14 protein-coding genes and 1 riboswitch are annotated in these 21342 nt (G+C 66.6%); of the genes, 5 read left to right on the plus strand and 9 right to left on the minus strand.

The genetic code is table 11. The features are described 5' to 3' along the window. Window positions 1-116: 116 nt before the first annotated feature. Both QMX83_RS06430 and QMX83_RS06435 read left to right on the plus strand, forming a co-directional pair. Window positions 117-2477 (plus strand): TonB-dependent receptor, encoded by a 2361-nt coding sequence (locus QMX83_RS06430; protein WP_282295806.1) that lies wholly within the window; start codon window positions 117-119, stop codon window positions 2475-2477. Beyond that, entirely contained in the window at window positions 2474-4588 is a 2115-nt protein-coding gene (locus QMX83_RS06435; RefSeq protein WP_282295807.1) for a phospholipase C, phosphocholine-specific, read from the plus strand. The genes QMX83_RS06430 and QMX83_RS06435 overlap by 4 nt, the downstream gene beginning before the upstream one ends. Window positions 4589-4672: 84 nt before the next feature. Here the strand turns inward: QMX83_RS06435 and pnuC are convergent, their stop codons facing one another. The 4 genes from pnuC to QMX83_RS06455 form a co-directional block, all read right to left on the minus strand. Continuing rightward, a complete protein-coding gene (gene pnuC, locus QMX83_RS06440; RefSeq protein ID WP_282295809.1) occupies window positions 4673-5245 on the minus strand; it encodes a nicotinamide riboside transporter PnuC in 573 nt (190 codons plus the stop codon). After that, a complete protein-coding gene (locus QMX83_RS06445) occupies window positions 5242-7410 on the minus strand; it encodes a TonB-dependent siderophore receptor (protein ID WP_282295811.1) in 2169 nt (722 codons plus the stop codon). Before QMX83_RS06445 ends, pnuC begins: the two co-directional genes overlap by 4 nt. A 68-nt stretch (window positions 7411-7478) precedes the next feature. Beyond that, a riboswitch (TPP riboswitch) is annotated at window positions 7479-7573 on the minus strand. Window positions 7574-7614: 41 nt separating this feature from the next. Beyond that, complete coding sequence (locus QMX83_RS06450; protein WP_282295812.1) at window positions 7615-8745, minus strand: phosphotransferase; 1131 nt, start codon at window positions 8743-8745, stop codon at window positions 7615-7617. Then, window positions 8742-9380 carry a response regulator transcription factor gene (locus tag QMX83_RS06455; protein WP_282295813.1) on the minus strand — a complete coding sequence of 213 codons (639 nt, stop codon included), beginning with the start codon at window positions 9378-9380 and terminating at the stop codon, window positions 8742-8744. Before QMX83_RS06455 ends, QMX83_RS06450 begins: the two co-directional genes overlap by 4 nt. 78 nt (window positions 9381-9458) lie before the next feature. On the opposite strand from QMX83_RS06455, the gene QMX83_RS06460 reads away from it, so the two are divergent. Beyond that, window positions 9459-13052 (plus strand): transporter substrate-binding domain-containing protein, encoded by a 3594-nt coding sequence (locus QMX83_RS06460; RefSeq protein ID WP_282295814.1) that lies wholly within the window; start codon window positions 9459-9461, stop codon window positions 13050-13052. Here the strand turns inward: QMX83_RS06460 and QMX83_RS06465 are convergent. From QMX83_RS06465 to QMX83_RS06475, 3 genes are all read right to left on the minus strand, one after another. Next, window positions 13000-13443 (minus strand): c-type cytochrome, encoded by a 444-nt coding sequence (locus QMX83_RS06465; RefSeq protein WP_282295815.1) that lies wholly within the window; start codon window positions 13441-13443, stop codon window positions 13000-13002. The genes QMX83_RS06460 and QMX83_RS06465 overlap by 53 nt on opposite strands. Further along, the gene (locus tag QMX83_RS06470) at window positions 13440-15116 is read right to left on the minus strand and encodes an electron transfer flavoprotein-ubiquinone oxidoreductase (RefSeq protein ID WP_282295816.1); all 1677 of its coding nucleotides are present in this window, start codon (window positions 15114-15116) and stop codon (window positions 13440-13442) included. Before QMX83_RS06470 ends, QMX83_RS06465 begins: the two co-directional genes overlap by 4 nt. 164 nt (window positions 15117-15280) lie before the next feature. Further along, window positions 15281-15775 (minus strand): N-acetyltransferase, encoded by a 495-nt coding sequence (locus tag QMX83_RS06475; RefSeq protein ID WP_282295817.1) that lies wholly within the window; start codon window positions 15773-15775, stop codon window positions 15281-15283. 117 nt (window positions 15776-15892) lie between these two features. Between QMX83_RS06475 and QMX83_RS06480 the strand changes: the two genes are divergently transcribed. Continuing rightward, window positions 15893-17056: an acyl-CoA dehydrogenase family protein gene (locus QMX83_RS06480; protein ID WP_282295818.1), complete on the plus strand. Its 1164-nt coding sequence runs from the start codon at window positions 15893-15895 to the stop codon at window positions 17054-17056. A 3-nt stretch (window positions 17057-17059) separates the two neighbouring features. Here QMX83_RS06480 and trmL read toward each other — a convergent pair whose 3' ends face one another. Both trmL and QMX83_RS06490 read right to left on the minus strand, forming a co-directional pair. Continuing rightward, complete coding sequence (trmL, locus tag QMX83_RS06485; RefSeq protein ID WP_282295819.1) at window positions 17060-17536, minus strand: tRNA (uridine(34)/cytosine(34)/5-carboxymethylaminomethyluridine(34)-2'-O)-methyltransferase TrmL; 477 nt, start codon at window positions 17534-17536, stop codon at window positions 17060-17062. 64 nt (window positions 17537-17600) lie between these two features. Further along, on the minus strand, window positions 17601-18068 hold the full coding sequence (locus QMX83_RS06490; RefSeq protein WP_282295820.1) for a hypothetical protein: 468 nt from the start codon (window positions 18066-18068) through the stop codon (window positions 17601-17603). Window positions 18069-18432: 364 nt separating this feature from the next. Between QMX83_RS06490 and QMX83_RS06495 the strand changes: the two genes are divergently transcribed. Further along, window positions 18433-21276, plus strand: coding sequence for a pitrilysin family protein (locus QMX83_RS06495; protein ID WP_282295821.1), 2844 nt, complete (start codon window positions 18433-18435; stop codon window positions 21274-21276). Window positions 21277-21342 lie beyond the last annotated feature (66 nt).

Below are 21342 nucleotides of genomic sequence, written 5' to 3' on the forward strand. Positions count from 1 at the left end.
GCTGTGACGCAGTCCACACCGCGTTCTGGGTCGCGCACTCCCTGCGCACAGTGTCATGTGGAAGTCACTCACGCTACCGATACTCCGGCGCGTCCTCCATCCCCCACTGAGAACTCATGCGCATTGCCGGACGTGTTCCCCGCATCACCCTGCTGGCCCTGACCCTGACTGCCGCGCTGGATGTACTGGCGGCCGAGAACGCCCCCGTCGATGACGCACGCACCTTGGACCAGGTGCAGGTGATCGGCCAGGCCACCAGCTACGCCAAGACCAGCGTCAGCCAGGAAACCCTGCAGCGCCAGCAGATCATCGGCAGCGTCAACGGCGCGCTCAACGAACTGCCGGGCGTGGTGGTCAGCGAGGCTGACGCCACCGGTTCGTCGGTGTGGGGTACGCAGATCAGCATGCGCGGCTTCGTCACCAACCGTGACACCCAGCAGATCGGCACCACCATCGACGGCCTGCCCAATGGGGGCTCGGGCTACGGTGGCGGCTCGCTGGCCAACCGCTACATCGATACGCTCGACCTGGAAACCATCGAAGTCAGCCAAGGCACTGCCGATATCTCTTCGCGCTCCAACGAGGCGCTGGGTGGCACGCTGAACTTCCTGACCAGTGATCCGCTCAGCGAGCAGCGCCTGCGCATGGTGGTCGGGGCCGGTGACAACGACATGCGCAAGTACTACGTGCGCTATGACACCGGCCTGCTGGGCGGACATACCCGTGCCTGGGTGAGTGCCTCGTCCGCGCGCGTCAGCGACTGGATCGACGGCAGCGGCAAGACCAGCAATGACCACGTGGCGGCGAAGTTCATCACCGAGCTCGACCGCTGGACGCTGAGCGGCTATGCCTCGTACAACGACGCCGACGAGCCTGAATACACCAGCGTCACCCCGGCCGCCTTTGCCACCAACCCAAGCCGCGACGGTCTCACCGGAACGCTCACCGGCATTCCCAATCTGGACCAGAACTATCGTTCCGGCTCGCGCGCGCTGCGCGAGAATACGTTCGCCTACCTGCGCGGCGCCTTCGACAGCGGCAACGGCTTCAAGGCTTCGCTGAGCGGATACGTGCACAAGATGGAAGGCCGGGGTGACTGGCTGCCGCCCTATCTGGTGCAGGCCCGCAACGACGGTGCCGGTGCGCCGGAATCGGAATACCTGGGCGGCAGCACAAGCTACGGCGGCAGTGCACTGGGCCAGTTCTATTTCGTCAATCCGGACGGCAGTGCCGCGCAGATGATCGCCGGCTGCACGCCGCGCGCTGGCTTCAGCGCTGAGTACGATCCGAACTGTTACGCCGCCAACGTGCAGGGTGTGCAGTCCTACCGCCACACCCACTACGACAACGACCGCGCGGGTGTCACCGCCGACGTGGAATGGACCCAGGACCTGGGCAGCGTGCAGAACACCGTGCGCGCCGGCCTGTGGGTGGAGAAGTTCGACCGCACCGCACGCCGCGACTGGCACCGCCTGCTCAACGTGGGCACCGACATCGGCTTTGACCAGCAGCCGTACTGGGTGCAGTTCGAAGACGACTACAGCACCGACGAGCAGATGTACTACGTGGAAGATGTGGCACGGTTTGGTGCATTCAGCGCCCGTGTCGGCGTGAAGCAGTTCTTCGTCGACCAGACCCGCCACCGCACCATCGGCGCGGCCGAGAACGTGCGCTCGGACTCGAAGTCCGATCCGCTGATCTCCGCCGGTGGTACCTGGACGCTGCCGGTGGAGGGCCTGGAAATGTTCGCCGGTTTCTCGCAGAACTTCGCCGCCATTCCGTCCGGCGTGCTCGGCGAAACCGATCCGCAGCGCTTCGCCCGAGTGGAACCGGAAACCGCCGACAACATCGAACTTGGCCTGCGAATCAGCCGCTGGCCCTTGACCGGTGCGATCACCCTGTACAACATCAAGTTCGACAACCGCATCGTCTACCTGCCGGCGCGTCTGGCCGACGGGATCGACTATCTGGATGAAACCGATGGCGTGTACGAGAACTTTGGCGGCGTGGAAAGCAACGGTGTGGAAGCCGCGCTCGGCTATGGCTGGGACAACGGCTGGCGCATCAACGGTGCCTATACCTACAACCGCTCCAAGTACCTGGGCAGCGGTAATGTCGACCGCGACACCGCGCTGGGCATCGTCGATGGTGCCCAGGTGATCGGGCAGCCGCGCCACATGCTGGTGATGTCGGCTGACTGGCAGGGCGAGAACTGGAACCTCGGCGTATCCGGTCGCTACCTGGGTGAGCGCTACCTCAATGCAGCCAATACCTCGAAGCTGTCGTCGGCCACGGTGTTCAATGCCAACATCGGCTTCGACCTGCAGAGCCTGTCGCCGAAGCTGAAGGGCGTGGGGGCCAGCATCGTGGTCAACAACCTCACCGACCGCAAGTACCTGGCCGGCGTGGACGGCAGCAACTCGGCCTTCATCGGTGCACCGCGCACCGTGGGCTTCTCGGTGCGGGTTGACCTGTGACCGATCTCGGTCGCCGTCGGCTGCTGCAGGGGGGCATCAGTGCGGGCATCGCCGCACTGATGCCCAGCATCGCGCGTGCCGCAGCCATTGCCCCGGATGCGCGCACCCGCAGTCTGCAGGACCTGCAGCACATCGTGGTGTTCATGCAGGAAAACCGATCATTCGATCACTACTTCGGCACCCTGCCGGGCGTGCGCGGATTCGGAGACCGCTTCGTCGCGCCGGCCGCGCCGCTGCAGCAGGGGCAGCCCGCGCGCACGCTGTGGCTGCAGCCGAACGCGGCCGGCACGCGCGGCATTGCCCCGTTCCCGCTGGACACGGCCGCGCAGTTCGGGGTCATGCGCGTGGAGGGTACGCCGCATACCTGGCCCGATGCACAGCGCGCCTGGGACCACGGACGCATGGCGCACTGGCCGGTGGCCAAGCAGGACCACGCGATGGGGTACTACCGGCGCGCCGATCTGCCGTTCCAGTTCGCGCTGGCTGAGGCGTTCACCGTGTGCGACGCCTACCACTGTGCGATGCAGGCCGGTACCAACCCAAACCGTCTGTTCCTGTGGACCGGGCACAACGACCCGCAGGGGCATCATGGCGGGCCTGCGGTGGCCAACTCGCACGACAACTTCCCCGAGCTGGGCGGCCATCCCAACAGCTACACCTGGACCACCTATGTGGAACAGCTGCAGCAGGCCGGCGTGGACTGGCGCATCTACCAGGACATGGCGGACAACTTCACCGACAACCCGCTGGCCGGGTTCGAGACCTTCCGTCGGGCCTGGCGCGATGCACCCGGGCATGACCCGCAGCTGCGCGCGCGTGGGGTGAGCACACGAGGTCTGGCCCAGTTGCGCGAGGACGTGCTGGGCAATCGCCTGCCGCAGGTCAGCTTCATCATTGCCGACGCGGCGGGCAGCGAACATCCAGGGCCCTCCAGCCCGGCGCAGGGCGCGGCGTACACCGCCCAGGTGCTGGATGCACTGACTGCCAATCCAGAGGTGTGGAGCCGTACCGCCCTGCTGTTGATGTTCGACGAGAACGACGGTTTCTTCGACCACATGCCACCGCCCGCACCGCCCTCGGCGGACGCCACACGAACGACCGGCTGGGCCGGCGCGTCGGCAGTATCCACCGCGGGCGAGTACCACCAGCACGCCTCACCGGGCAACGAGAAGGCCGATCCGCTGGACCTGCGCGGCCGGCCCTATGGACTGGGTCCCCGCGCGCCGCTGTACGTGATTTCGCCGTGGAGCCGTGGCGGCTGGGTCGACTCGCAGGTGTATGACCACACCTCGGTCATCCGCCTGATTGAACGCCGCTTCGGCGTGCCAGCACCGCAGCTGTCGCCCTGGCGGCGGGCGGTGTGTGGCGATCTGACCGCCGCATTCGACTTCTCGCGCGCGGACGAGCGCCCCTTCGTCGGTGGCCTGCCAGCGACGGCCGCAGTAGCGGCGCGCGCGGCTGCACTGCCCGGGCGCACGGTCCCGGCGCTGCCGGAAGGATTGCGGCCGGCGACCCAGGAAGCCGGCGTACGCCCGGCGCGCGCGCTGCCCTACCGCCCACAGGTGGCGATGACCCTTGCCGGCGACGATGTGCAGCTGGAACTGCGCTGCGACGGTGCCGCCGCAGTGCTGCACGTGTACGACCAGCTGCAGCTGGAGGCGATTCCGCGACGCTACACGGTGGTGCCGGGCGCGGCGTTGCAGGACGTATGGCAGATGGATGCGGAGCGAGGCTACGACCTGTGGCTGCTGGGGCCGAATGGTTTCCACCGGCATTACCGGGGTGAAGCCAACGCGGAGCCAGTACAGGTGGCATTGATGCGAAGCGGGGACGAACTGTGCCTGCGCATGAACAACACTGCCCCCGCTGCGGTGAACGTCGAGGTCCGGGCGATGGCGTATGCCGCGCAGATGCCGACGCGAAGGGTGGACCTGCCTGCCGGAGGCAGCGCGGAGATACGCTGGGCGGCCGCGCCGACGTCCGGTTGGTATGACCTGGAGATCGTGCAGACAGGTGCTTCGCAGCGCCTGGCGGGCAGGGTGGAGGATGGCCGACCTGGAACCACCGATCCGGCAATGGGGGCGCAGGCAATGGTGTTTCATCTGCGCTGACCGGTGAGACAACTTCGATCAGGGTCATGCGTTAACGGACGTTGCACCGTTCACGGCCGTCGTCTATCGACCGACGCTACCGGATCACGCATTGCGCACGCGTGGTGCACGGCTCCAGGCGCGCAGGCCCATCACCGCCAGGCCGATGAACAACACATACAACCCGGCGGTGACGTTCAGCGACTTCACCAGGTACATGCCCACGTAGACCACGTCGACGACGATCCACAGCCACCACGTCGCCACGTGACGCCTGGCCTGCCACCACTGCGCGACCAGGCTCAATGCCGCCAGCATGGCGTCCAGCCATGGCAGCGCCGCGTTGGTCCAGGTGTGCATGGCCGCACCGAGCAGCACCCCGCCGAGCACACCCACTGCCAGGTCACGCAGCAGCTGGTGGCGCGACAGCGGGGCAATGGTGATCTGCCCCTCCGCCGCCGCGTTGCGCCGCCAGCTCAGCCAGCCGTACAGCAGGAAGCAACCAAACGCGATCTGCAGCAGCGTGTCCGAGTACAGCCGTGCCTCAACGAACACCAGCGCGTACAACGCAACGGCCACCAGTCCCACCGGCCACGCCAGTAGATGCCGGCGTGCCATCAGCCACACGCCGAGGATGCTGGCGGCCACCGCGGACCATTCGAGCACGACCGGATTCATAGCCCGATCGTCACCGACAGGCGCGCCTGGCGCGGCGCGCCAGCGAACAGGTAGTAGTCACCGTCGGTGCTGCCGGTATCGCGCCAGTAGAAGCGATCAAACAGGTTGTCGACCGACAGGTTCCAACGCACCGGGTGTTGGCCCACGGTGTGCTGGAAGCGCAGCCCGGCGTCGAACACGCTGTAGGACGGCACTTTCACCTTTCCATCCACAGTGGCCACATTCGCCGAGGCGTAGCGCCAGCCCGCACCGACCGCCAGTCCCTCCACGAACGGCAACGCGTAATCCGCGTGCACGCTGGCACGACGCTTGGGCACGTTCACCAGCTGATGGCCTTCATACGCAGCCGTGCCGGCGTCCCGGGCACGCGCCTGCAGCACGCTGGCGCTGGCGGTCACGGTCAGGCGCTCGCTGAGCTGACCGTCGGCGCTCAGTTCCAGTCCGGTGTGCACCTGGCGACCTTCCTGCACGAAGGTGTAGCCGGCCTCGCTGTCATCGGGCTTGGCGTACTGCAGCGGCAGTGACGTGCGGAACAGCGCCGCGCTCAGCGTCAGCGCGTCGGTGCGGGCGAACTTCACCCCCACTTCGGTCTGGCGAGATTCCAGCGGCTGCAGCCAGCTGCCCCCGTTCTGGGTCCAGAACGGGGCTTCCTTGCCCAGCGACAGCCCTTCCACGTAACTGGCGTACACGCTCAGCGCATCGCTGGCCTTGAACACCACCGCGGTCTGCGGGAGGAAGGTCGAGAGCTGGCTGTGGCGCTCGGGGTTGCCACGCTTGTCATAGGCGCGCTCGTCCATGCGTACGTAGCGGCCGCCGGCCAGCCATTGCCACTGGTCGTTGAAAATCACCCGGTCCAGCACGAAGGCCGAACGCTGCCAGCTGTCCAGCCGCCGTGCCGACGCACCGGGCTGCAGCGGCGACGGATCGAACACCGGCACCTGCGGATCATGGATGTTGGCCGTGCCCACGTACTCGTTGACGTTCTGGCGCTTGTCCACAGTACGGTGGAAGGCATCCACGCCGAACGACAGCTGGTGCTGCACGCTGCCCGTGCTGAAACGACCTCGCAGTTCGGCGCGCAGCTGCTGGTTGACCCGGGTGTCGTCGGGGCTGCGGTAGTCGTAGATGTCGTAGTCGCCATTGGGTGCGAAGTAGTTGCCCGGCGTGCTGCCGTCGGCGCAGGCGTCGCTGTAGTAGCAGCCGTAGGCAAAGGCGACGTTGTCGTTGATCACCGTGCGGCTGTGGCCCACCGAGAGGCGCGACTGCCAGTCCGGCGTGATGTCGAAGGTGTGCAGCGCGGTGAGGTTGGTGCTGGCGATGCCCACCGGCTGTACCCACGGCTGGTAGCCGAGCATCTTTTCGCGGTCCACGCCGCGCGGAATGCCGGTCGCGCCGAGCAGCTGGAAGCCGGAGGCCGAGCGCTGCGCGCTGGTCTGGTAGTTGGCATCCACTTCCAGCTTGTTGCGCGCGCTGATCTGCCAGTCGGTGGCCAGCGAATAGAAGTTGCGGCGGCCGTCGGCATGTTCGATGTAGGACTCACTGTCGTCCCAGGCCGCGTTGAAGCGCACCCCGAAGGTCGGGGTCAGCCAGTGGCCCAGGTCTACAGCGGCGTAGCGCGAGCCTTCCGAATCGGTGCCGAGGGTGAGGTTGCGCACTTCCGCCGGACGCTTGCCCACGTAATTGATCAGGCCACCCGGTGCCATCACGCCCGCAGCCAGGCCGGCCTCGCCCTTGAGCACCTCGACCTGGGCGATGTTCTCCAGCGCCAGGCGCTGCTCGCCAGCCATCGACAGCCCGTTGAAGCGGTAGCCGGTGGCCAGGTCCAGCGCGAAGCCGCGGATCGCCACGTTCTGGTAGTAGCCCACCGGGGCATAGCTGTCACCCAGCGAGGCGTCGTGCCGGGCCAGTTCGGACAATCCGCGCACCTGCAGGCGATCCAGATACTCGCTGCCCAGTACATTCACCGAAGCCGGCGTGTCCTTCCAGCTGCCCACGCCGAAACTGCTGGAGGGGGCCGTCTTTGCGGCCTGCTGATGTGCCTGCACGCGGATGCCGGCAAGCTCGGTGGGTGAACGGTCACCGGCGTCGGCGGCGGCCTCGCTGGCATGCAGCGGCAGGGCGGCGCACAGGGCGGTGGTCAACAGGGAAATGCGCAGGCGGTTCATTCGTTTCGTCATCAGCCAGAGGAGACGAAGCGAAGGCACGCACGCAGCAGTGCCCAGAACGGACACCGTGTGTGTTGCTCAAAGCTCCCTACGCCGGTGCAAACCGGATCAGGTTCCAAGGGACTCTCTCAGCCTGGTCATCCAGGCACCCCCGCTTCAGGGGGCCATTTCACACCAATCCGGCGCGAAAGGCCAATCCTGGTCTCAGGCTGCGTTGCGAATACGATCCAGCAAGGCTCGTCCTGCAGGGCCGGCGAACCAGGTGGCATGACCGATCAGGAAGGTGTGGTAGGCCACGTCGGCATTGGCGCGAGACCCGGTGACCGCGTGGAAGTACTCCACTTCCGACAGCGCGAAATCCAGATGCACCACCGGCAGCAGGTCGGCCAGCAGGGTGACGTCCGCCGGGGGCAGTGGCTGCTGCTGGCGGTAGCCGTCCAGCAAGGCCAGCGCGGTGTCGGCGTGGGCGACCGGCCCCCCGCTCGCCAGCCAGTCCACCGCATTGCGCTCAATGGCCGTGGCCAGGTCGAACAACGCACTGGTGGGGGCGGCCAGCCCGAAGTCGAACACAGTGCTGATGGTCGCCTCGGCACCGCGGCCCTGCCAGAGCAGGTTGGACACGTGCCAGTCGTTATGGGCCCAGCGCACCGGCTCGCTGGCGTAGCGACCGCCCAGCGCGGCATGCCACGGCCCGATCGCGCGGGTGATATCGCGCTCCCACGGCACGCCGGCCAGGTACGCCGCCAGTCCCGGTCGCTCAGCCAGCTGGACGTGCAACTGCGCAACCGGATCGTCGGCGCGGATCAGGTCGTCACGCGCGACAAGCACATGGGTGGAGCGCTGCGGCGCGCGAAAGTCCGCCGCCGCCCCGTGCAGGCGTGCGAGCATCGCGCCCACCTGGTTCGCGTGCGCCAGGTCGGTAAGCGGTGTCCACGAAGGGACCTCGCGAAACAGATCCGCACCGATGCCTTCGGCATGGACCTCATACGTCCAGTCGCCGCGCACCAGCGCCGTATGTCCGTCAGCAGCGGGCAACACCTGCACCACGGGCACACCCGCGCCGGCAAGATATGCGATGAAGCGATGCTCCTCTTCCAGCGCCGCCGCACTTCGCACGCGCAGGTGATGGCGCTTCACGAACACGCGTCCACCCGGTGTCTGTACCAGCGCTGCGGCGGAGAAGGGACGCGGGCTGTGCCACAGCACCGTGCAGGGACCTTCCAGCGCTGCGTACCGGGTGCCCAGCCACGCAAGTTCCTGCGCATCAATGGCCGGCCAGTCGGCCTGGACCTGATCGTTGTCCAGACCCTGCACGTGGTGCTGCGGCGTGCTCAAAGCTTGCTGTCGCGCAGGTAGTCGAACAGTTCTGCATCGCCTTTCAGGCCGAGCTTGAGCATGGCATCGCCCTTCTGCCTGCTGATCGTGCTGACACTCTTGTGCAGATGCAGCGCAATTTCCTTCACTGTCTGACCGGCACCGAGCAGGCGCAGCACCTCGACTTCCTTGGGCGACAACGTGCGGGTGTCCTTCTCTTCGACGTTATGTGTGCCAATTGCGTCAATCCGGTCCTTCAGTGTGCGACTCAGAAACGGTTGGCCGCGCTGTACCGTCTGGATGGCCAGCGGAAGCTCGTCCATCGACGAGGCCTTGTCGACGAGGCCGAGAACACCGGTGGAAACCACCATGCGGAGAATCGCCAGGTTGTTGGCCACGCTGAGCAGCACCACCGGCAGCTCCGGGTAGTGGCGGCGGATCATTCCAATCATGGCGAAACCGTCAGCCTGACCCGCGCCGGGCATGGAGTAGTCCGTGACCAGCAGATCGCAGGGATGTGCCTTGAGCATGTCCATCAGCTCACTGGCACTGCTGGCTTCGGCAACAACTTCACCAACGCCGCTCGATTCGATCACGGCCTTGGTCCCGATACGGACGACCGGGTGGTCGTCGGCGATGATAATGCGCAGGGTCATGGACTAGTATTGCCTGTAAGGCAGCGGCCCTTCCGGGCCCGTCGGGATGTTGGAATCATTTTACGGAGATCGGACCGCATGCGTACCTCGGTTGTCCGCTGGCTGCTCGTGCTGGTTCTGCTGATCACTGCAAGTACCTCCGGCAATTCTGCGCCCGGTACATTGCCAGCGCCGGCACTTTCGCCGCGCCAGGCCGGATGGGTCGAGCGGAACCCTACCATCTTACTGGGCCTGTACGACAGCGGCTGGCCACCGTATGAATTTGTACAGAACGGAGAGCCAAAAGGGCTCGGTTACGACTATCTGATGCTGCTCTCGCACCAGTTGGGGCTGAACGTTCGTGTCCGCATGTATCGCGATTGGGCCGAGGTGCTGGACGCCGCCTGCCGGGGTGAAGTGGATGTCGTAATGAACATCGCGCTGACCCCGGGGCGCACCCGCTGCATGGTCTACACCTCGCCTTACGCCGAAGCGCCGCTGGCGCTGGTGGGGCGGCCTGGTGACACGCGCGCGTCGACGGATCCAGACCTGACCGGCCTGCGCGTGGTGACCGAGCAGGAGTTCCTCACCAGCGAACAGATCCGCTCGCGCTTCCCCGCGGCGCGGCAGCTGGTGGCGTCCAATACCGGCGCGGCATTGGAGATGGTGGCGCAGGGTAAGGCGGACGTTTATATCGGCAACGCGCATGTCGCAAATGCCATCATCAATGACCGGAAGCTGGAAGGCATCACCTTGTTGCGCCCCAGCGACCTGGCCCCTGAACGCCTGCATTTCGGTGTCCCCAATGCCCGCCAGCCACTGGCAGAGGCACTGGATGCGGCATTGGCGACATTGCCGACCACGCAGCGCGACATCATCGCCAAGCGCTGGATCACGCCCCTGCAGTGGTCCGCGCAGTCGCGGCTGGCACTGAGCGAGGCCGAGAGCCGGGTGCTCGCCACCCCGCTGCGCATGGGATACGCACCGCAGGCCTCGCCGCTGTCGTTTGTGGACGCATCCGGCGAACCCAGCGGCGTTGCCGGCGACTACCTTCGCCAGTTGCGCATGGTCGGCGCGCAGTTGAACCGGGTGCCGGCGCACGACTGGTTCGAGGTGCGCGACCAGATGCGGCGTGGCACCGTCGATGTGGTCATGGGCATGCCCAACGACGCGCATTACCTGGGGGATGACTGGGTGTTCAGCCAGCCGTTCATCAGTGTGCCCAATGTCGTGGTCACGCCAAACAACAGCCGTTCCGTGCTGGGCCTGAGCGACCTGGACGGGCGCACGATTCTTCTATCCGACCCTGACCGTCTGCGCGGGTACATCCTGCAGTACGCGCCCAAGGCGCGCATCGTGCCAGCACGCAGCGTGGAGCAGGCACTGGCGCGGCTGGCCAACGGCGACGCCGATGCCTATGTCGGGAATCTGGCGATGGCCGACCGGGTCATCCGCGAGCTGTATCCGGCCCGCCTGCACGTCGCCGCACCTGCCGGATTCAGCGACCAGCTGTCGCTGGCGGTGAAGCGCCAGTACGCGCCGCTGGCCACCACCTTCGACCGCGTGCTGACCAATCTGAGTCCGCGCGAACATGCGGCCATCCGCGGTGACTGGCTGCTCGCCGAGTACCGCGCGGGGCTGGACTGGCGCTCGATCGCACGCTGGGCGGTGCCGCTGTCGTTGGTGCTGCTCACCGGCATGATCGTGCATGGCTGGGGTTACCTGCGCCTGCGCCGGGAAGTGTCCATGCGTCGCCGGCTGGAAAAGCGCCTGGATGAGATCACCGACAACCTGCCGGCCATCGTGTACCAGGCTCGACGCGAAAGCGACGGACGGGTGACCTTCCCGTACATCACCGGTGACCTGCATTCGATGTTCGGGGTGACTACGCTCGAAGTCATGCGCGATGACACCCTGCTCGAAGCCCAGATCGACGCGCGTGACCGCGACGCGATCAACGAGGCGATGACCCATGCGGCCCGCAACTTCACCCCGCTGGATCTGGAGTTCCGCACCAGCCCGCACGGTGTGGTGCGCTGGGTGCGGACGCGCGCGCTGCCGTACGCCTCTTCCGACGGGGCGGTGCTGTGGAGTGGTTATTGGGTGGATGTCACCGAAGCGCGTGCCCAGGCCGATGCGCTGGCGGCCGCCAAGTCCGATGCCGAACGTGCAACCGACGCCAAGTCCAACTTCCTGGCCACCATGAGCCACGAGATCCGCACCCCGATGAGTGGCGTGCTGGGCATGGTGGAGGCGTTGTCGCACACCCCGCTGGACGGCGAACAGCGGCGCATCATCGGGGTGATCGAGGACTCGGCCCAGATGCTGCGGCAGATCCTGGATGACATCCTGGACTATTCGCGCATCGAGGCAGGTGCGTTGCCGCTGGAGCCGCAACCGGTCGCCCTGCGCAGCTTGCTCGACAACGTGCAGCAGCTGCTCGCTCCACAGGCGTCCAGCAAAGGCCTGGACCTCAGCCTGGAAGTAGACCCCGACGTCGCCCCGCAGCATCTGGTGGACGGCATGCGTCTGCGCCAGGTGGTCTTCAATCTGCTCAGCAACGCGATCAAGTTCACCAACCAGGGCCGTGTGAGCATCGCCTTGAAGGTGGAGCGTTCCGACGACATGGCGCAGACTCTGCGCTTGACCGTGACAGACACCGGCATCGGCATTTCCCCCGAGCAGCGCGAGCGTTTGTTCAAACCCTTCGCGCAGGCCGACGTGGCGATCACCCGGCATTACGGGGGGACCGGTCTGGGACTCAGCATCTGCCAGCGTCTGGTGGGGCTGATGCGCGGGCGGCTGGACATGCACAGCGTGCCGGGGCAGGGCACCCGCGTGGACGTGGTGGTGAGCCTGCCACGCGTACCCGGTGCGGAAGACCAACACGACACAACGCACGGCATCGACGATGTGCAGCCACTGCCCTCGGGGCAGGCGCGACGCCGCGTGCTGGTAGTGGAGGACCATCCCACCAACCAGGCCCTGATGCGCTGGCGCCTGCAGCAGCTGGGCCTGCAGCACGAGCTGGCAGTGGATGGCGAGGCGGCGCTGGCCCTGCTGGACACCTCGAGCTTCGACCTGGTGATCACCGACTGCCGGATGCCGGTGATGGACGGCTACACGTTGACCCGACGCATCCGGGAACGCGAGCGCGGCACGGGCCGGCATCTACCGGTGCTCGCGCTGACCGCCAGTGCATTGGCTGAAGATCTGCAGCGCTGTCGTGAAGCCGGGATGGATGACCTGCTGGCCAAGCCGGTGGCCCTGGCCACCCTGCGCAGGGCGCTGCGACGCTGGCTGCCGATCGACCCGGAGGACGAAGGTCCGACGGCTGCCGATCTGGCCCCCGTGGAGACCACCACGCCGGCACCGCCGCCGACCCGCAAGGCGATTGTCGAGCGCTTCGGCTCGGAGCACGTGGCGGCCGTGCTGATTGACAGCATGCGCAAGGCGACCCGCGAGGACCTGGGCCGCGGAGCGCTGGCGCGTGAGCAGAACGACAGCAATGCGGCCGTGGAAGTGCTGCATCGGATCGTGGGCGGGCTGGGCACGCTGGGCGCGGAATCGCTGGCCGCACAGGCACGCACGCTGATGCAGCGGATCCAGGTCGAGGGGGTGGCTGCGTGCACTGCCGGCATCACCGCGTTCGAGCAGGCGCTCGAAGCGTATCTGGAGAGCCTGGATCCGTAGAGCCAGGCTCTGCCCGGCTTGCCTGTCCTTTCAAGTACTCGATCACCAGCCGTCGCCGTTCGGGGTCGGCGGTGGAATTGACCATGCGCGAATCGGGCACGACGCTGGCTGGCGAACGCAGGAACGCATCCAGCGTCTGCTCGGTCCACACCAGGTTCGCGCGGCGCATCGCCGGCGAATACGGGTAGTCGGACAAGCTGCCGGCGCGACGACCGATCACCCCGTGCAGATTCGGGCCAAACCGATGCACCCCACCGGCCTGCACGGTGTGGCAGCCACCGCAGATCGCAAACGCGCGTTCGCGCTCGCGTTGCCGCGCCTGTTCGGGTGTCTGCGGTGCGGCCGTGCATGCACTGAGCAGCCCGGCCACCGCGATGACCAGTGTTCTCACATCGAGGAATAGTTGGGGCCACCGCCGCCCTGCGGCGTCACCCACACGATGTTCTGGGTCGGGTCCTTGATGTCGCAGGTCTTGCAGTGCACGCAGTTCTGCGCGTTGATCTGCAGTTGCTCCTGGCCTTCGCCGCCGACGAATTCGTACACGCCGGCCGGGCAATAACGCGCTTCCGGGCCTGCGAACTCGGCGAGGTTCACCCGCACCGGAATGCTGGCGTCCTTCAGGGTGAGATGGCTCGGCTGGTCTTCTTCGTGATTGGTGCTGCTCAGGAACACCGAGCTGAGGCGGTCAAAGGTCAGCACGTTGTCCGGTTTCGGATACGTGATACGGGTGTGCTGCGACGCCGGTTCCAGGCATTCGTGATCGGGCTTGCTGTGACCGATCGTCCACGGCGGATTGCGGATGCCCAGCTTGGGCAGCAGCCACTGTTCGATGCCGGTCATCAGCGTGGCCACGGTGCGGCCCTTCTTGAACCACTGCTTGAAGTTCTTGGACAGCTTCAGCTCGTCATGCAGCCAGCTCTTTTCGAACGCGTCCGGGTAGGCACTGAGTTCGTCGCGCTGGCGGTCGGCGGACAGGGCGTCGAAGGCCGCGTCAGCGGCGAGCATGCCGGTCTTGATCGCCGCGTGGCTGCCCTTGATCCGGCTGGCGTTGAGGTAGCCGGCCTCGCAGCCGACCAGCGCGCCACCCGGGAACACCGTCTTCGGCAGCGAGAACAGCCCGCCGGCGGTGATCGCACGTGCGCCGTAACCAATGCGCTTGCCGCCTTCCAGGTGCTTGCGGATCGACGGGTGGGTCTTGAAGCGCTGGAACTCCTCGAACGGGCTCATCCACGGGTTCTTGTAGTCCAGCCCGACCACGAAGCCGACGGCGACCTTGCCACCTTCGGCGTGATACAGGAACGAGCCACCGTAGGTGTCGCTCTCCAGCGGCCAGCCGGCGGTGTGCACCACCAGGCCCGGCTCATGCTTGGCCGGATCAATCTGCCACAGTTCCTTGATGCCGATGCCGTAGGACTGCGGGTCCTTGCCGGCATCGAGCTGGAAGCGCGCGATCAGCTGGCGGCCGAGGTGGCCGCGCGAACCTTCGGCGAAGATCGTGTACTTCGCATGCAGTTCCATGCCGCGTTCGAAGTTCGGCCCGTGGCTGCCGTCCTTGCGGATGCCCATGTCGCCGGTGGCCACGCCCATCACCGCGCCGTTCTCGTCGTACAGCACTTCGGCGGCGGCGAAGCCGGGGAAGATCGCCACTTCCAGCGCTTCAGCCTGCTGCGCCAGCCAGCGGGTGACCTCGCCCAGGCTGACGATGTAGTTGCCCTGGTTGTGGAAGCACTCCGGCAGCAGCGCATGCGGCGTGCTGCGCGCGCCTTCGGGGCTGAGGAACAGGAATTCGTCGCGGGTGACCGCCTGCTTCAGCGGTGCGCCGCGCTCGGCCCAGTCCGGGAACAGCTCGGTCAGTGCGCGCGGGTCCATGATCGCGCCGGACAGGATGTGCGCGCCGGGCTCGGAGCCCTTTTCCAGCACGCAGACCGACAGTTCGCGGCCGGCTTCGATGGCGCGCTGACGCAGGCGGATGGCCGTGGCCAGGCCGGCGGGGCCGGCTCCGACGATCACCACGTCAAATTCCATGGCTTCGCGCGGGGGCAGGGCGGTGGTTTCTTCGCTCATGGTGGTGCGTAACTCGTTGGGTAGTGCCACCGGCCAGAAGCCAGCGGCGGTTGCCTGGGGATGCAGTTCAGTACGTCAGGGTACCGGGAGCCGGCGTTTACGCCTAGTTCGCCGACGTTGGTCATCGTTTGAAGGATGAATGGTGCACCGCCGCATTACCGGCGTTACCCGCCAAACGCTGCGTGATACCGCACTTCTGCATCCGGCCATGCCCCCTTCAACAACACCGCCTGGAAGTACTCTTGCGGCACCCCGGCCAGGCGCAGGCGCGGATCCGCCCGGAACCCGAATCGCCCGTAGTACCCCGGGTCACCCAACAGCACGCACCCGGCCGCCCCGCGTTCCTCCAGCGCCGCCAGCGCGGCCTGCATCAACGCGCTGCCCAGGCCGCGCCCCTGATGCGGGGGAGCCACCGAAATCGGACCCAGCCCGTACCAGTCTTCGCTGCCGTCGCTGAGCGTGACCGGCGACAGCGCCACATGGCCGACCAGTGCTCCACCTTCTTCCGCCACCAGCGATACCGACAGCGCGCCGGCGGCGCGCAATGCGTCAACGACGTCCTGCTCGGTCCCGTCACGGTGCGGCGCATCGGCAAACGCCTCGCGGGTCAGTGCGTGAATGACAGGGATGTCCTGCGCGCGCTCGGGGCGGATCTGCATGGCGGAAGCTCTGCGACGAAATGTCGCCATTGTAGGCCCGTGCTGCGCCGTGCCTTGGCCGGGCGGCGGTGAGCGCGGACAATGGCCGCCTCTGCTGCTCTTCCCTGCCAGGTAGCCATGTCCCTGAATCCGTATGACCTGTTCGATGTCCGTTCCCTGCTCAGCGAAGAGGAACGCGCGGTGCAGGCCAGCGTGGCGCGTTTCACCGATGAACGCGTGCTGCCCATCATCGGCGACGCCTTCGACCAGGGCCGGTTCCCGGATGAGTTGATCCCCGAGATTGCCTCGCTTGGTCTGCTGGGCTGCACCTTGCCGGAACAGTACGGCGGTGGCGGACTCAACGCGGTCAGCTACGGGTTGATCTGCCAGGAGCTGGAGCGTGGCGATTCGGGCCTGCGCAGTTTTGTGTCGGTGCAGAGCTCGCTGTGCATGTACCCGATCTACGCCTATGGCAGTGAAGAACAGCGCCTGCGCTGGCTGCCGGACATGGCGGCGGGCAAGGTGATTGGCTGCTTCGGGCTGACCGAGGCGCACGGTGGCTCGGACCCGGCCGCGATGAAGACGCGCGCGGTGCGCGATGGCGGCGACTGGGTCGTCAACGGCAGCAAGATGTGGATCACCAGCGGTCCGGTGGCCGACATCGCCGTCGTCTGGGCACACACCGACGACGGCATCCAGGGCTTTGTGCTGGAGAAGGGCATGCCCGGCTTCACCACCCAGGAGATCAAGCACAAGATGAGCCTGCGCGCCTCGCTGACCGGTGCGCTGTTCTTCGACAACGTGCGTGTGCCCGAGCGCAACCGCCTGCCGAACGTGCAGGGGTTGAAGGGGCCGCTGGGCTGCCTGACCCAGGCGCGTTATGGCATCAGCTGGGGGCCGATCGGCGCGGCGGTGGCCTGCCTGGACGAGGCGCTGGGTTACACCAAGGAACGCGTACTGTTCGGACGACCGGTGGCGGCCACGCAGAGCGCGCAGATCAAACTGGCTGACATGGCCCGCCGGATCACCAGCGCCCAGCTGCTGGCGCTGCAGCTGGGGCGTCTGAAGGATGCCGGGCAGATGCAGCCGCAACAGGTGAGCCTGGCGAAGTGGAACAACTGCCGCATGGCGATCGACATCGCCCGTGAGTGCCGCGACCTGCTGGGCGGAGCGGGCATCACCACCGAGCACGTGGCGATCCGGCATGCGTTGAATCTGGAATCGGTGATCACCTACGAGGGTACCGAAACCGTGCACCAGCTGGTGATCGGCCGCGAGCTGACCGGCATCAACGCGTTCTGACGGTCATTCCCCGCCGGCAAACCCGTTCTGCCGCCAGGCCTCATACATGACCACGGCAACCGTGTTGGACAGGTTCAAGCTGCGGTTGTCCGGCCGCATCGGCAAGCGCAGCCGACGGCCATCCGGCAGCGCGTCCAGCACGTCCTGTGGCAGGCCGCGGGTTTCCGGGCCGAACAGGAAGGCGTCGCCGTCTTCGAACTGCTGGGTGTCATAGCGCACGCTGCCTCGGGTGCTGAGGGCGAACAGGCGCTTGGGGGCAATGCGCTGCAGGGCGGTCTCCAGGTCTGGATGCACCTGCAGTCGTGCGTACTCGTGGTAGTCCAGGCCGGCGCGCTTGAGCTGCTTGTCGCTCAGGTCGAAACCGAGCGGTTCAATCAGGTGCAGCTGCGCGCCGGTATTGGCGCAGAGGCGAATCACATTGCCGGTGTTCGGGGGAATTTCCGGCTGGAACAACACGACGTGGAACTGGGGAGAGGTCATGGCCAAAGTGTACGCCGCGACCCGTCACCGCAGGTACCAGCCCCTGGCTGGTACACCGCGGGTATTACGGGCGAGCCAGCACAGAAACCGCTTCAGCCGCGAAGGCCTGCAGGTCGTTCGGCGACGGGCGCACCTGCAGGGTCGGCAGGTTGATGATCACTTCGCTGGCGACGGCGGTCGCCGCAGCGGCGAAGGTGCCCATGTAGTCGCGGTGGCTGTCCTGCTCGGCGGCCAGCGCTTCGCGCTGTTCGGCGGTCGGACGCACTTCCACGGCGGCCAGGGTGGTCACCCGGCGGCTGTCGGCCAGTTCCTGGCGGTACTCGGCGATCTGACCGGCGGTGGGACGCACTTCCACCATGGCCAGGGTCGGGATCGCGCTGTTGCGTTCCCATTCGGCCTGGGCGAGCTGGTCGGCGGAGGGACGGACCTGGACGGTTTCCAGGGTGGTGATGGCGGAAGCGGCATGCACGTTCGAAGCAAACGCGGAGCCGGCGGCGATGGCGATGGCAATTGCGATGGTCTTGGTGTTCATGACGAGGCCTGTTTAGTGTTGGTGAGCAGTGGTGTGGTAGTAAGGTAGTACACCGAATCTGGGCTTGCAAGGAAAATTTTCAGTTTCGGTGTTTTGTTCAGCGATCAGTCAGTTTGGTTTTGATCGCCTTTTGTCCGCACAGAGATCAAAGCAGGACCCGTGCCAACTTTTGAGCGTTGATTTGCAAGGGTTTTTGGCCTGAATCGAGGTGTCCGCTGTCCGGACACCTGTCCGATCTGCAGGCAATGACTGTCCGTCTGCCGCGATGTGACCGGCCCTGAGGGCGGCAATGACTGTTGGCCGATGCCAGATTCAGTAGGGCCGGGCTAGGATCGGCCTCCAATTACACGACCAAGGACCCGGAATGACCCTGCACCTTCGACCGCGTGGCGCGCTGCTGGCTGTTGCGCTCTCTGCCGCCCTGGGCACGCTGGCCCCGGCACCGGTGCTGGCCAAGCCGGCCCAGGCGGCCACGGTCGACATTCCGTTCGAGGAGTTCACCCTGCCCAACGGCCTGCGCGTGGTGGTGCACACCGACCGCAAGGCCCCGATCGTGGCGGTGAACATCTGGTACCACGTCGGCAGCAAGGATGAGCCCGCCGGCCGCACCGGCTTCGCGCACCTGTTCGAACACCTGATGTTCCAGCGCAGCGAGAACCACGACGGCGAGTACTTCGAGCCGTTCAAGCAGGTGGGCGTGACCAACCAGAACGGCACCACCAACACCGACCGCACCAACTACTTCGAAAATGTCCCCACCACCGCGCTGGACATGGCGCTGTGGATGGAGTCCGACCGCATGGGGCACCTGCTGGGTGCCATCGACCAGGCGGCGCTGGACGAGCAGCGCGGTGTGGTCCAGAACGAAAAGCGCCAGGGCGAGAACCAGCCCTATGGCCAGGTGTGGGAAAAGCTCAACCGCGCGCTGTACCCGGTCGGCCATCCGTATCACCACAGCGTGATCGGGTCGATGAACGACCTCAATGCCGCGTCGCTGGACGACGTGAAGACCTGGTTCCGTACCTGGTACGGCCCCAACAACGCGGTGCTGGTGCTGGCCGGCGACATCGACGTGGCCACTGCCAAGGAAAAGGTCGCGCGCTATTTCGGCGATATTCCCGCCGGCCCGAGCATGGCCCAGCCGAAGGTCAACGTCGCCCAGCGTGAAAAATCCACCCGCGAGACCATGACCGACAAGGTGCCGCAGGCGCGCATCTACCGGGCCTGGAACGTGGCCGAAGTGGGCACCGCCGATATCGACCAGCTGCAGCTGTTCGCGCAGGTGCTGGGCGGGGCCAAGGCCTCGCGCTTGGACCAGCGCCTGCTGCACCAGGACAAGCTGGTCGACAACATCAGTGCCGGGGCCTACAGCTCGCAGCTGGGCTCGAACTTCATGATCATGGCCACGGTGAAGCAGGGCGTGGATCCGGCCAAGGTCGAGGCGATCATCGACGAGGAAGTCCGCAAGCTGATCAAGGACGGTCCGACCGCCGCCGAACTGGCCCGCGGCAAGACCGCCTTCCGCGCCGGCTTCATCCGTGGCATCGAGCGCATCGGTGGCTTCGGCGGCAAGGCCGACGCGCTGGCCGAGTGCACCGTGTATGAAGGCGACCCCGGCTGCTTCCGCCGTTCGCTGAAGGTGATCAACGACGCCACCGCCGCCGATGTACGCGGCATCGGGGCCAAGTGGCTGGGCCCGGGCGACCACACCCTGGTGGTGGAACCGGGTGCCCGCGTCGCCCTGGCCGAGGAACCCTCGGCCACGCCCAAGCCGTTCAACCCGCCGGCCGTGGATCCGAAGTTCAGCACCCTGCCGACCCAGGTGGAGCGCAGCAGCGGCGTGCCGCAGACAAAAACCTTCCCGGAACTGAAGTTCCCGCAGCTGCACCGCGCCACGCTGAAGAATGGCACCCAGGTGATCCTGGCCGAGCGCCACGACATCCCCGTGGTGCAGTTCAGCTATGAGTTCCCGGGTGGATTCACCGCCGACCAGGGCCGCAAGTCCGGCACCGCCAACTTCACCATGGACCTGATGGGGGAAGGTGCAGGCAAGCTGGGCGCGCTGCCGTTCGCCGACGCCGCCGACATGCTCGGCGCGAGCCTGGGCGCGAGCGCCTCGCTGGACAGCGCCAGCGTGTACCTGTCGGCCCTGAAGGAAAACCTGGCTCCGTCGCTGGCCCTGTACGCCGACATGCTGCGCTCGCCGCGCTTCGAGCAGGGCGAGATCGACCGGGTCAAGGCGACCTGGATCGCCGGCATCCAGCAGGAGAAGGTGAACCCCAACGCCGTGGCCATGCGCGTGCTGCCGCCGCTGCTGTATGGCAAGGGCCATCCCTATGCCATTCCGTTCACTGGCAGCGGCCGCGAAGCGGACATCCAGTCGCTGACCCGCCAGGACCTGGTGGACTTCCACCGTGACTGGCTGCGTCCGGAGCAGGGCACCCTGATCGTGGTCGGTGACACCACCCTGAAAGAGATCGTGCCGCTGCTGAACCGCCAGTTGGGCGACTGGAAGAGCACCGGACCGGCCCCGCAGGTGAAGGCCACCGTGGACGTGGCGCGCCCGGCGAAGGGCCGGGTGTTCCTGATCGACCAGCCCGGTGCGGTGCAGGCCAACCTGTTTGCCGGCCAGGTGGTGCCCTCCACCCTGGACGCCGGTGCCACCCGCTTCGACATCGCCAATGGCGTGCTCGGCGGCGACTTCACCTCACGCCTGAACATGAATCTGCGTGAGGAAAAGCACTGGTCCTACGGTGCCCGCAGCAGTGCCAGCAGCACCTTGGGCCAGCGCCCGTGGATGGCGATGGCTCCGGTGCAGATCGACAAGACCGGCGAGGCCATGGCCGAAATGCGTCGCGAGATCGCCGACTTCGCCAGCGCCGCCGAGCCGGTCACCGCGCCGGAGGTCAGCCGCATCCGCAACATCCAGACCCTGAGCCTGCCCGGTGCCTATGAAACCGCCAGCGCGGTGCTGGGCACCATCAGCGGCATCGTCCGCTACCAGCGCCCGGACGACTACGTGTTCAAGCGCAAGGCCGAGATCGAGGCGATGATCCCGGCCCAGGTCCAGCAGGCCGCCGCCACGCTGGACCCGAATGCCCTGACCTGGGTGGTGGTGGGTGACCTGAAGCAGACCGAGAAAGAGGTGCGCGCGCTGAACCTGGGCGAGGTCACCGTCATCGATGCCGACGGCAACCCGGTGAAGTAAGTAATGCGTGGTGCCGGGCCCACGCCCCCCCGCCCCCGCATGAGGTCTGCCGGGCCCCGGGGGGGG

This window comes from Stenotrophomonas sp. PS02289, assembly GCF_029960115.1.
Classification (GTDB): domain Bacteria; phylum Pseudomonadota; class Gammaproteobacteria; order Xanthomonadales; family Xanthomonadaceae; genus Stenotrophomonas.

What these genes read in the sequence shown, in the direction of transcription:
- QMX83_RS06430 (WP_282295806.1), top strand. Translation starts at nt 117, where the DNA reads ATGCGCATTGCCGGACGTGTTCCCCGCATCACCCTGCTGGCCCTGACC.
- pnuC (WP_282295809.1), bottom strand. Translation starts at nt 5,245, where the DNA reads ATGAATCCGGTCGTGCTCGAATGGTCCGCGGTGGCCGCCAGCATCCTC.
- QMX83_RS06445 (WP_282295811.1), bottom strand. Translation starts at nt 7,410, where the DNA reads ATGAACCGCCTGCGCATTTCCCTGTTGACCACCGCCCTGTGCGCCGCC.
- QMX83_RS06455 (WP_282295813.1), bottom strand. Translation starts at nt 9,380, where the DNA reads ATGACCCTGCGCATTATCATCGCCGACGACCACCCGGTCGTCCGTATC.
- QMX83_RS06460 (WP_282295814.1), top strand. Translation starts at nt 9,459, where the DNA reads ATGCGTACCTCGGTTGTCCGCTGGCTGCTCGTGCTGGTTCTGCTGATC.
- QMX83_RS06470 (WP_282295816.1), bottom strand. Translation starts at nt 15,116, where the DNA reads ATGAGCGAAGAAACCACCGCCCTGCCCCCGCGCGAAGCCATGGAATTT.
- QMX83_RS06475 (WP_282295817.1), bottom strand. Translation starts at nt 15,775, where the DNA reads ATGCAGATCCGCCCCGAGCGCGCGCAGGACATCCCTGTCATTCACGCA.
- QMX83_RS06480 (WP_282295818.1), top strand. Translation starts at nt 15,893, where the DNA reads ATGTCCCTGAATCCGTATGACCTGTTCGATGTCCGTTCCCTGCTCAGC.
- trmL (WP_282295819.1), bottom strand. Translation starts at nt 17,536, where the DNA reads ATGACCTCTCCCCAGTTCCACGTCGTGTTGTTCCAGCCGGAAATTCCC.
- QMX83_RS06490 (WP_282295820.1), bottom strand. Translation starts at nt 18,068, where the DNA reads ATGAACACCAAGACCATCGCAATTGCCATCGCCATCGCCGCCGGCTCC.
- QMX83_RS06495 (WP_282295821.1), top strand. Translation starts at nt 18,433, where the DNA reads ATGACCCTGCACCTTCGACCGCGTGGCGCGCTGCTGGCTGTTGCGCTC.